Origin of the sequence: Nocardiopsis lucentensis DSM 44048, from assembly GCF_000341125.1 — a bacterium.
Lineage (GTDB): Bacteria > Actinomycetota > Actinomycetes > Streptosporangiales > Streptosporangiaceae > Nocardiopsis > Nocardiopsis lucentensis.
On the sequence record NZ_ANBC01000642.1, the window covers coordinates 1 to 10,338 of the forward strand.

At 71.2% G+C, this 10,338-nt stretch carries 14 protein-coding genes; 12 read left to right on the forward strand and 2 right to left on the reverse strand.

The annotated features are described in order from the left end of the window. Positions 1-50 precede the first annotated feature (50 nt). Positions 51-719 (forward strand): hypothetical protein, encoded by a 669-nt coding sequence (locus D471_RS35675; protein ID WP_017600766.1) that lies wholly within the window; start codon positions 51-53, stop codon positions 717-719. 87 nt (positions 720-806) lie between these two features. Further along, positions 807-1,133 (forward strand): hypothetical protein, encoded by a 327-nt coding sequence (locus D471_RS0122845; RefSeq protein WP_017600767.1) that lies wholly within the window; start codon positions 807-809, stop codon positions 1,131-1,133. 4 nt (positions 1,134-1,137) lie between these two features. On the opposite strand, the gene D471_RS0122850 is transcribed toward D471_RS0122845, so the two are convergent. Then, the gene (locus D471_RS0122850; RefSeq protein ID WP_017600768.1) at positions 1,138-2,244 is read right to left on the reverse strand and encodes a CapA family protein; all 1,107 of its coding nucleotides are present in this window, start codon (positions 2,242-2,244) and stop codon (positions 1,138-1,140) included. A gap of 212 nt (positions 2,245-2,456) precedes the next feature. Between D471_RS0122850 and D471_RS0122855 the strand changes: the two genes are divergently transcribed. The 10 genes from D471_RS0122855 (at position 2,457) to ectA (ending at position 9,338) form a co-directional block, all read left to right on the forward strand. After that, positions 2,457-3,275 (forward strand): alpha/beta fold hydrolase, encoded by an 819-nt coding sequence (locus tag D471_RS0122855; protein WP_017600769.1) that lies wholly within the window; start codon positions 2,457-2,459, stop codon positions 3,273-3,275. A gap of 365 nt (positions 3,276-3,640) precedes the next feature. Further along, positions 3,641-3,835: a hypothetical protein gene (locus D471_RS35680; RefSeq protein WP_152486402.1), complete on the forward strand. Its 195-nt coding sequence runs from the start codon at positions 3,641-3,643 to the stop codon at positions 3,833-3,835. 147 nt (positions 3,836-3,982) lie between these two features. Next, positions 3,983-4,141, forward strand: a complete 159-nt coding sequence (locus tag D471_RS41380; protein WP_017600771.1) for a hypothetical protein — start codon at positions 3,983-3,985, stop codon at positions 4,139-4,141. Positions 4,142-4,187: 46 nt separating this feature from the next. Beyond that, complete coding sequence (locus tag D471_RS0122870) at positions 4,188-5,456, forward strand: type III PLP-dependent enzyme (RefSeq protein WP_017600772.1); 1,269 nt, start codon at positions 4,188-4,190, stop codon at positions 5,454-5,456. Continuing rightward, entirely contained in the window at positions 5,453-5,875 is a 423-nt protein-coding gene (locus D471_RS0122875; protein ID WP_017600773.1) for a holo-ACP synthase, read from the forward strand. The genes D471_RS0122870 and D471_RS0122875 overlap by 4 nt, the downstream gene beginning before the upstream one ends. A 17-nt stretch (positions 5,876-5,892) precedes the next feature. Then, complete coding sequence (locus D471_RS0122880) at positions 5,893-6,357, forward strand: hypothetical protein (RefSeq protein ID WP_017600774.1); 465 nt, start codon at positions 5,893-5,895, stop codon at positions 6,355-6,357. Further along, on the forward strand, positions 6,354-7,889 hold the full coding sequence (locus tag D471_RS0122885) for a class I adenylate-forming enzyme family protein (protein WP_017600775.1): 1,536 nt from the start codon (positions 6,354-6,356) through the stop codon (positions 7,887-7,889). Before D471_RS0122880 ends, D471_RS0122885 begins: the two co-directional genes overlap by 4 nt. 116 nt (positions 7,890-8,005) lie before the next feature. Then, a complete protein-coding gene (locus D471_RS0122890) occupies positions 8,006-8,263 on the forward strand; it encodes an acyl carrier protein (protein WP_017600776.1) in 258 nt (85 codons plus the stop codon). 87 nt (positions 8,264-8,350) lie between these two features. Further along, positions 8,351-8,755 (forward strand): ectoine synthase, encoded by a 405-nt coding sequence (locus D471_RS0122895; protein WP_017600777.1) that lies wholly within the window; start codon positions 8,351-8,353, stop codon positions 8,753-8,755. A gap of 55 nt (positions 8,756-8,810) precedes the next feature. Beyond that, positions 8,811-9,338: a diaminobutyrate acetyltransferase gene (ectA, locus tag D471_RS0122900; RefSeq protein WP_017600778.1), complete on the forward strand. Its 528-nt coding sequence runs from the start codon at positions 8,811-8,813 to the stop codon at positions 9,336-9,338. A gap of 118 nt (positions 9,339-9,456) precedes the next feature. Here the strand turns inward: ectA and D471_RS0122905 are convergent. Beyond that, positions 9,457-10,338 (reverse strand): GlxA family transcriptional regulator (locus D471_RS0122905; protein WP_017600779.1); only part of this gene is annotated, 882 nt, incomplete at its 5' end.

The window sequence follows — 10,338 nt, forward strand, 5'->3', positions numbered from 1 at the left end:
CGGCGTGACGGGTGCACGAAAAGTCAGCACGAGATGACAGAATCGCACGCATGTACCCCAATCCTCACTCCGCCCCCTACGGTGCTCCCCCGACCGTCGCCACGGTCGACGGGAGGGAACTGCGTCCCAAGGCGCGCTGGTTCTGGTTCGGTGGGCTCACCATCCCGCTCAGCATCGCGCTCGCGATCGGCGTGTTCGCCTCGATCTTCTTCACGGCGGTCCGACTCCCGGAGTTCGCGGCCGAGGTCGACGGCGGGGGGACCATGTCCTTCGAGGTGGCCGAGGGTGAGGAGGACGCCTGGGGCCTCTACGTCTCGCACTCGACGACCGGCGACGCCTGCGAGGTGACCTCCGCGCCCTACGCGTTCGCGGAGTGGGATCAGCTCATCACCCCGGTGGACAACGAGTACCGGGTCTCCTCCGGGGACAGCGGTTGGAGCCTCTACGGCGAGATCGACACGCGCGAGCCGGGTGAGTACGTCGTCGAGTGCGGCGTCACCGGCGCCTCCGCCGAGGACCGCTACGCCGTCGCCGACCTGGAGCACGGCACGTCGTTCGGCGGCAAGCTCGTGCTCGCCTTCGGGTCGTTCCTCGGAATCGGTCTCCTGGGGTTCGTCGGGGGCCTGGTGATCATCATCGTCACCGCCGTGCGGCGCGCCGACCACCGCTCACGGCTCATCCGCGAGCGCTGGGGCCCCGCCCCACGACCCCGCGCGTGACCGCGCCGCCGGTCAGCAGCCCGGTTCGGTTCCGCCGCCCGGTACCCGGGTGCGCCCGACGGCCAGACGACCGGCGGAGGCGCGCCCGTGGTCCGTCTGGAACACCACGAGGAGCGGTGGCCGGTGCTCGGTTGGCGGCAGACGCCGACGGACGTGGCCGACCGCACGTGGCGGGAGGCGATGTACCGGCTCACCCCGGTCGACGGATCGTTCATGATCTTCCGGGGGCTGGGCAGCGGACAGTCCCTCCAGATGATGTGGGACACGCGCGGGGGGTCGCCCACGCTCTGGATGGAGCAGACCGGTTCGGCCGGGCTCGACGTGACACTGGAGCAGGCGGAGGAGGCCGTGGCCGCCTTCGTGGACACCGGGGAGAGCATCCTGGAGGAGTTCGGCGAGCTCACCCGCGTGTGACGGGTCAGGTCCACCGCAGCGCGAGTCCGCCGCCCTCGGGGACGACCCGGGAGCCGAGGTCGCGGGAGGCGTCGTCGAGGACCTCCTGGAGCCACCACGCGTCCTGGGGGGAGGCCGGTTCCAGTCGCATCCGCCGTGACCTCAGGGGCACCATCCGCAGGGAGAGCAGCCGCCCGCTGCCGGGGTCGACGGACACCAGGTACATCAATCGGAGGTCGTCCCGGTAGCGCTCGTAGCCCTGGATGCCCTCGTAGTCGTTGACGAAGTCGCCGCAGCCGTACAGGACGAGCCGGTCGCGGTAGACCTCGATCGGCCGGGGGTGGTGCGAGGAGTGGCCGTGCACCACGTCCACACCGCCGTCGACCAGCGCGTGGGCCAGATCCGTCTGCTCCGTGACGTCGTAGCCCCAGTTGGTGCCCCAGTGCACCGAGGCGACGACCACGTCGCGCGGGCCGCGCTGCCGGCGCACCCGTTCGACGACTCCGGGGGCGCCCAGTTCCGCGTTCTCGGACACGAGGTGGATCCCGGGCCGGTCCTCACGCGCCGACCAGGCCGGCGGGATACCGGTCGACGTGGTCCCGAAGGCGGCGACCAGGACCCGCCCGCCCCCGTCCAGGTCCACCGCCACCGGGGCGCGGGCCGCCGCCGCGCCGCGCCCCGCCCCCGCGAAGCGCAGTCCCGCGGTGGACAGGGAGTCGAGCGTGTCCTCCAGGCCGCGCGGACCGAAGTCCATGACGTGGTTGTTGGCGAGGGAGCACACGTCCGGACGCACCGCGGCCAGGCACGGGAGGTTGTCGGGGTGCATGCGGTAGTGGATCCCCTTGCCCGGCGCGAACTCCCCGTCCCGGGTCACGCTGGTCTCCAGGTTCAGGATCCGCACGTCCGGGGAGGCGTCCTCCAGCACGCCGAGCGCGTCACCCCAGGGCCAGGTGAAGTCGACGGGGCGCGGGATCGGCCCGTTGGCCCGCTCGGCCAGTTCGACGTAGCCGCGCGCGTCCCGGACGTAGCACTCCTCCAGCGCCGGGTCACCGGGGTGCGGCAGGATCTGGTCCACGCCGCGTCCGAGCATCACGTCGCCGCAGAGGAACATGGTCACCGGCTCGGTGCGCATCTTCCCAGCGTACGCCTGTCCTCCGGAGCGGGCCGAGCGCGCCCGGCCCGACGCCGGAACCAGAACTGGAGAAGGATTTACGCGACCTTGCCCCCCCTGAACAGCGACCCCTCACTCTCCGTGCTGTCCTGTTACGGGCTCAGCCGCCACTCGCGGCGCGGACGCCGCCCACTGTCGACCGCACACCTGTCGAGGAAGTTCACATGCCTTCGATGACCACGCGTGACAACGTAGACATCCACTACAAGGACTGGGGAGACGGACGCCCGGTCGTGTTCATCCACGGATGGCCGCTCAACGCCGACGCCTGGGACGACCAGATGAAGTGGGTGGCGGACAACGGTTTCCGGGGGGTCGCGCACGACCGGCGCGGTCACGGCCGTTCCGACCAGCCCTGGCACGGATACGACTTCGACACCTTCGCCGACGACCTCAACGACCTCATGAACCACCTGGACCTGCGGGACGCGACCCTGGTGGCCCACTCGATGGGTGGTGGGGAGCTCGCCCGCTACATCGGTCGGCACGGCACGGGCCGGGTCCGCCAGGCCGTCCTACTGTCCGCGGTGCCCCCGATCATGGCCAAGTCTCCGGACAACCCCGAGGGGGTGCCCGACGCCGTGCTCACCGGGATCAAGGAGGGCATCGTCAAGGAGCGTTCGCAGTTCTGGAAGGACACCGCCGAGGGATTCTTCGGCGGCAACCGCCCGGGGAACAAGGTCACCCAGGGCAACAGGGACGCCTTCTGGTTCATGGCCATGCACCAGTCCATCCAGGCCGGAGTCGCGTGTGTGGACGCCTTCGGCTACACGGACTTCACCGACGACCTGCGGCGCTTCGACGTGCCGACCCTGGTGGTCCACGGCGACGACGACCAGGTGGTGCCCATCGACGCGACCGGCCGGAAGACCGCCCAGATCGTCCCGGACGCCACCCTGAAGGTCTACGAGGGGGCGTCCCACGGCATCGCGCTCGTCCCGGGTGACAAGGAGAGGTTCAACCGGGACCTGCTGGAGTTCCTCAAGAACTGATCCGATCCGGGGGCGGCGCCGCGGCGGGCCTCCGCCCCCGGAACGACACCCCGCGGACGGGTTCGACAGTGCTGGCCGGAAACTTGCGCACGTTGACCTTCAAGCCACTGTCAGGGCGGGCAAGCGCGCTGAAGACTGGTGTCCGCGGCCCGGTGGCGCCCCGTTCGCCCCCGAAAGGCGCCTCCCCCCACCGGGATTCGCGCGTATCTCCCGGGGCTACGCAAACCCTCGCCGCCGCAGGGATGTCGATAAAGCCGAGGTCACACATGTACCTGGTCCACCTGACCTTTCTCCACCCCCATCGCGAACGCTTTCCCGACTACGTCAGGGAAATGGTCGAATGCGCAGCGGAATCAGGAGACGGGTTGGAGCACGTCAGCGTGCACCGAAGGGTCGACACGGACCCGACCATCGGACTCTTCCTGCGCTCCCGCAGCCTCGCCGACGCCGAGCACACCGCCGCCCGGATCTGGCACAGGACCACTGGAACCCACCCTGAACTGGACGAATACCAGCTCTTCAGGTGCGAGGTCCCCCTCATCGACGGCATCCTCCCCTGAGCCGAACGGGCGCCCAGAACCCCACAGAGCCGTGGACGAAAAGGGCCATGGACCGTTTAGGACAGCGGCGAATCCTTCACTTCAGCCAAAGCGGGTGCCCATAATGAACACATCGCAAGGCACACCGAAGAAATGAAGGGAAGTACCATGGCCGCCAGGATCTCCGCCTTCTCCGCCGCGGGTTTCGCAATTCTTTCGATAGCCTTCACAATTCCTTTCTCCGGACAGTCGACGGAGGCCCCGACCGTGTACACCAACGCGGCCGATGACTCGGGCTGGCAGTCCGACGACTCCGGCTGGCAGTAGGCGCGGCCGACGGCGCGCGACACCCCAACCCGACGGAAGGTCAACGGTGCACACCACGGAGTCCCCCGGGACCGACTACGCCGGACTGGCGGAGGAGTTCGGAACCCCGCTCTTCGTCTACGAGGCCGACGTACTCGAACAGTCCCACACCCAGCTCAGACAGGCGCTCCCCGACGGCGTCGACATCATGTACTCGCTCAAGGCCAACCCGAACATCAGCGTCTGCGCGCTGCTCGGTTCGCTCGGGGCCGGAGCCGAGGTCAGCTCGCACACCGAGCTCGTGACCGCGCTCCGTGCCGGGGTGGCGCCCTCGGACATCATCTTCCTCGGCCCCGGGAAGTCCGACCAGGAGCTGCGGGCGTGCGTCGACTCCGGGATCGCGGCGCTGGTGTGCGAGTCACTCGAGGAGGTGGAACGGGTCGACGCGCTGGTCAGGCGGAGCGGCTCGGCGCCCTTCCCCGTGATGCTGCGGGTGAACCCGTCCTTCACCGCCAAGGGCCAGGGTCTGGCCATGGGCGGCAAACCCCGGCAGTTCGGCATCGACGAGGCCGCGGTCCGCGACGCCAAACACCGTCTCGCCGACCTCACCGGAGTACGCGTCACCGGTGTCCACGCCTACATGGGGACGCGGTTCCTCGACCACGCCAGCGTCGTGGGCAACACCGAACGCATCCTCGGCCTGGCCGAGTCCCTGGCGGCCGACCTGGGCATCGACCTGGAGGCCGTCGACTTCGGGGGCGGACTCGGCGTGGCCTACTTCGCGGGCGAGAGCGACCCCGACATGGCCGGGCTGCGCCAGGGGATGCACGAGGTCGTCGCCGGCTTCCGCGAACGCAACCCCCGCTGTCGGCTGATGATGGAGTCCGGACGCTTCCTGACCGCCCGGGCCGGGACCTACGTGGTCCGGATCCGCGAGGTCAAGGAGTCCATGGGCGAGCTCTTCGCCGTGGCCGACGGAGGCACCAACCACCACATGGCGGCCGTGGGCATCGGCAGCTTCGTCAAACGCGACTTCCCGGTACGCCACCTCGGCGCGCCCGAGGCCCCGGCCACGCACCGGTACTCCGTCACCGGGCCGCTGTGCACCCCCAACGACCTCATCGTCAAGAAGGCGGCCCTGCCAGAGATCCGCCCCGGCGACCTGGTCGGCATCGGCCGGTCGGGCGCCTACGGTCCCACCGCCTCCCCCGGCCTGTTCCTCAGCCACGGCTACCCGGCCGAGGTCCTCGTCCACCGGGGCCGGGCCCACCTGATCCGGGTGCCGGACACGACCGAGGACCTGCTGGGCAGGCAGCGCCTCGTCCGACTCCGATGAACGGAGCGAGAGCCCGCCGTCCCCCGGACCCCGCTCCCCCGGCCGCCCTCCGCGTCGGCGTGGACGTCCTCGACCGCCGCGAACTCGACCGCCTGCTGCGCCGCCCCTGGTTCCTCCGCTTCTGCTACGCGCCCGAGGAGCGGACGGAGGCCGAGGGTATGGGGACGCACCGCCGTACGGAGTTCCTCGCCGGACGCTTCGCCGCCAAGGAGGCCGTCCTCAAGGCCCTGGGCAGGGGGATGCTCCAGGGCGTGGCCATGAGCGACATCCGGGTGGCCCGGACCGGGGAGGGCGCGCCGCGCGTGGTCTTCCTCGGCGCCGCCGCCGCGATGGGACTGCCCCGCGTGAGCCTGTCGATCTCACACAAGAACGACGTCGTGGTCGCCGTGGCGCTGTGCACGGACCACACACGAACCTGACAAGGAGACAGCAGCACATGCCGACCGCCACCGACGATCCGATCGCGCCCGCCGCCGCGCCGCCGACGGACCAGGACCAGGACCAGCCCACGACCGCCTCCCTGCGCGTACGGCTCAGCGAGAGCGACGCCTACTACGGAGGGGGCGTGGTGGAGGGGGCCCGGGTGCTGCGCCTGTTCGGCGACCTGGTCACCGAGATCACCGTCCGCGAGGACGGCGACGAGGGCCTGCTCTCCGGCTACTCCGACGTCCGCTTCACCGCCCCCGTCGCCCCCGGCGACTACCTGGAGGTCCACGGACGGCTGGTCCGCCGGACCCGCCTGCGCAGGGTCGTCGAACTGAGCGCCTTCAAGGTGATCAGCGCCGACCCCGGAACACGCCCCAGCGCGGCCCGACTCCTGCCCGAACCGCAGCTGGTGTGCTCGGCCACCGCGACGACCGTGGTCCCCCGCGAGGCCGTGACCAGGAAGGAGACCCGATGAGCACCGAACCGCGACTCCTGCACGACCTGCTCGACGACGCGGCCCGACGGGATCCGGACACCCCCGCCCTGGGCGCCGGCGACCGGACGGCGAGCTTCGGGGAACTGGCCTCCGCCAGCTCCCGGATCGCCCGCCGGTTGCGGGCCCGGGGACTGCGGCGCGGCGACCGCGTGGCCGTGCGCACGGGCGACCCCCTGGCCGCCGCCGCGGCGCTCTTCGCGGTCTCCCGGGCGGGCGCGGTGTTCAGCCTCCTGCACGAGAGCGTGCGCGACGGAGCCTTCACCCACGTCCTGGACGACGCCGAGCCCTCGGTCGTGGTCTGTGACACCGACGACGTCAGGGACGAGGCCGGGGCCGCCGGGGCCGACTTCCTCACCACCCGCGACCTGCTCGCCCTCGCCGACGCACCGGCCCCCGCCGCACCGGACGGGACCGGGGAGGCCACGCCGCCGCCGGACCGGACCTGCCCGGTACTGGAGGTCGATCCGGTCTGCATGATCTACACCTCGGGCACGACGTCCCGGCCCAAGGCCGTGGTCAGCACCCACCAGCAGATCCTGTTCGCGGCCCGGGCGATCCAGAAGCGCCTGGGCTACCGGTCGGACGACACCGTCTACTGCCCCCTGCCGGTGTCCTTCGACTACGGCCTCTACCAGGTCTACCTGGTGATGCTCGCCGGGGCCCGGCTGCGCTTCGGCTCCCCGGCCGAGGCCGGACCGCCCCTGCTGCGCAGCCTGATCGAGAGCGGGGCCACCGTCCTGGCGGGTGTCCCGGCGGTCTCGGACCGCCTGGCCTGGCTGGCCGCCCGCGGCAAGCGCCGCCCCACGTCGCTGCGCCTGCTCACCAACACCGGCGCGGCCCTGTCGGAGAAGACCGTGTCCTCGCTGCGCGCGTCCCTGCCCGATCTGCGCGTGCAGGTGATGTACGGCCTCACCGAGTGCAAGCGCGCGGCCATCATGCCGCCCGACGGCGACCTGGAGCGGCCCGGCTCGTGCGGGCTGCCCCTGGACGGGACCGAGATCTTCGTGATCGGCCCCGACGGCGAGCGCCTTCCCTCCGGGGAGACCGGCCAGATCGTGGTCCGGGGACCCAACGTCATGGCGGGGTACTGGCGGCGCGAGGAGCTGACCGCCGAGCGGTTCCACCGCCGCGACGGGCTCTTCCCCGAGCTGCGCACCGGCGACTACGGGTGGGTGGACGAGGACGGCTACCTGTACTTCGACGGCCGCAGGGACGACATCTACAAGGAGCGCGGCTTCCGGGTCAGCGCCACCGAGGTGGAGGCCGCCGCGCACCGCGTCGAGGGGGTGGACTCCGCGATCGTCCTGCCCCCGGCGGACGGGCGCCCCGCCCAGCTGGCCGTCATCTCCAGCATCCCCAAGGAGGAGGTCCTGGAGCGGATGCGCCAGGAGATCGAGGAGTTCAAGGTCCCCCGGATCTGCGTCCGCCTCGACGACCTGCCCACCAACGGCAACGGCAAGATCGACCGGGCCAGGCTCGCCGACCTGATCTCCGCCTCGGGGCGCGCCTGAGCGTCCCGGCCGCGAACACCGCGAACACCGAGCACCGCCAACGACAAGCACCACGAGAACCGAGCACGACCGCACCCGGCCCCTCCGGGCCGTCACACCACACAGGGAGAAAACCCATGCAGCGCAACGACGTCGTCACCGCCCTCGAAGCCGCCCTGTCCGAGGCCCTGGAGCGCGAGGTCGCCGACCTGGACGGCACCGTCCGCCTCTTCGACGACCTGCACCTGGACTCCACCTCGATGCTGGAGGTCCTCATGTCCCTGGAGGAGTCCATCGGGCTGGAGGTCGAGCCCGAGGACCTGGAGATCGAGGCGTTCGAGTCCGTCGACTCCCTCACCGACTTCGTCCTGTCCGCGCGGGCGGCCGCGGCCTGATCCCGCCCACCGCCCACCACCGCCGGTCGAGGGCGCCGCGCGCCCGAGCCGGCCGTCACCACCACCCCCCAACCCCGAGAGGTCACCATGCTGGTCCGTTCCTTCGCCGAGATCGAGGACACCGAACGCCACGTCAAGGGAGCCAAGGGCACCTGGGAGAGCAAGCGGATCGTGCTCGCCCGGGAGGGCGTCGGGTTCTCCCTGCACGAGACCACCGTGTACGCGGGCACCGAGACGTCGCTGTGGTACGCCAACCACTACGAGGCGGTCCTGTGCGTCGAGGGCGAGATGGAGCTCACCGACGACGAGACCGGTGAGAAGCACTGGATCACCCCCGGCGTCATGTACCTGCTCGACGGACACGAGCGGCACACGCTGCGCCCCACCAAGGACTCGCGCTTCATCTGCGTGTTCAACCCGCCCGTCACCGGCCGCGAGGACCACGACGAGAACGGCGCCTACCCCCTCCTGACCGAGGCGACCGGCTCCTGACCCTGCCGGCACCGCGACGACGACCATCACCCCCCACCCAGAACAGGGAGTCCGCATGACCGTCACGATCGACGCACCCGCCACCCCCGCCGCCGCGCGCGACCGCGTCGTCTTCCGCCGCCCCGAGCCCGCCGACGCGCGCGCCGTCTGGCACCTGGTGGACGAGTCCGACCAACTCGACAACAACAGCGAGTACTACTACATGATCTGGTTCCGCGACTTCGCGCGGACCTCGCTGGTGGCCGAGCTCGACGGCGAGGTCATCGGTTTCCTCAGCGGCTACCGCCGACCGGATCGGCCCGACACGTACTTCGTCTGGCAGGAGGCGGTCAAGCCCCGGCACGGCATCCCCTTCCTCGGGGTGAAGCTCTTCGACCACGCCGTGCAGGAGCAGATCCTCGACGGCGCCAGATACGTGGAGGCGACCGTGTCGGAGGAGAACACCCCGATCGTGATGGTGCTCAAGCGCTTCGCCAAGCGCTGGGGCGCCCCGGTGGACAAGAGCGTGCTCTTCTCCAGCGCGGACTTCGGCGGGGGCCACCACGAGGAGACCCTCTACCGGATCGGCCCGGTCCTTCCCTGAACGGGACCCGGGTGAACGCGACGCCGGGACGGTGCTCGGGCACCGTCCCGGCGTTCGCGTGTGCGGAGCGTCCCGCCCCACCCGCCCGGGGCACGGCGGGACCCGGCGAGGGGGCGGTTCAGGCCGCGGCCACCGTCCCCCGGAAGGTGCGCCGGTAGGCGCTGGGGGACACGCCCAGTTCGACGTGCATGTGCTGGCGCAGCGACGCGGCCGTCCCGAACCCGGCCTCCGCGGCGATCCGGTCCACGGACAGGTCGGACTCCTCGAGGAGCTGACGGGCCCGGTCCAGGCGCTGCTGTGTGACCCACTTCCCCGGCGACTGCCCCACCTCCTCACGGAAGCGGCGGGTGAACGTACGTACGCTCATCGACTCCTGCTCGGCCATCTCCCTCAGGCTCGGCTGGAGGTGGAGGTGGTCCAGGACCCAGGCGCGGGCCCGGGCGGTCGCCGAGCGCTCCGGGGCCGGGACCGGGTGCCGGATGTACTGGGCCTGGCCGCCGTCCCGGTGGGGTGGGACGACGGTGTTGCGGGCCACCTCGTTGGCGACGGCCGCGCCGTGGTCGGTGCGGATCATGTGCAGGCTCAGGTCGATGCCGGAGGCGACCCCGGCGGCGGTCAGCACACGCCCGTTGTCGGTGTAGAGCACGTCGGGGTCCAGGTCGATGTGCGGGTACATGGCCCGGAAGTACCCGGCGGACTTCCAGTGCGTGGTCACCCGGCACCCGTCGAGCAGCCCGGCCGCGGCGAGCACGAACGCCCCGGTGCAGATGGAGGCCACCCGCGTCCGAGGCCGCACCCGCGCGATGGCGGCGGCCAGCTCCGGGTCGAGCGGTGCGTGCGGGCGTTCCTCGTAGTCCTCCTCGGCGGCGGGGACGATCACCGTCTCGGCCTCGCCGAGGGCCTCGGGGCCGTGCGCGACGTTCATGGTGAAGTCGGTGTCGGTCCTGATCTCACCGGGTTCCAGCGCGCAGGTGACGACTTCGTAGATCGGCTGGGGGGG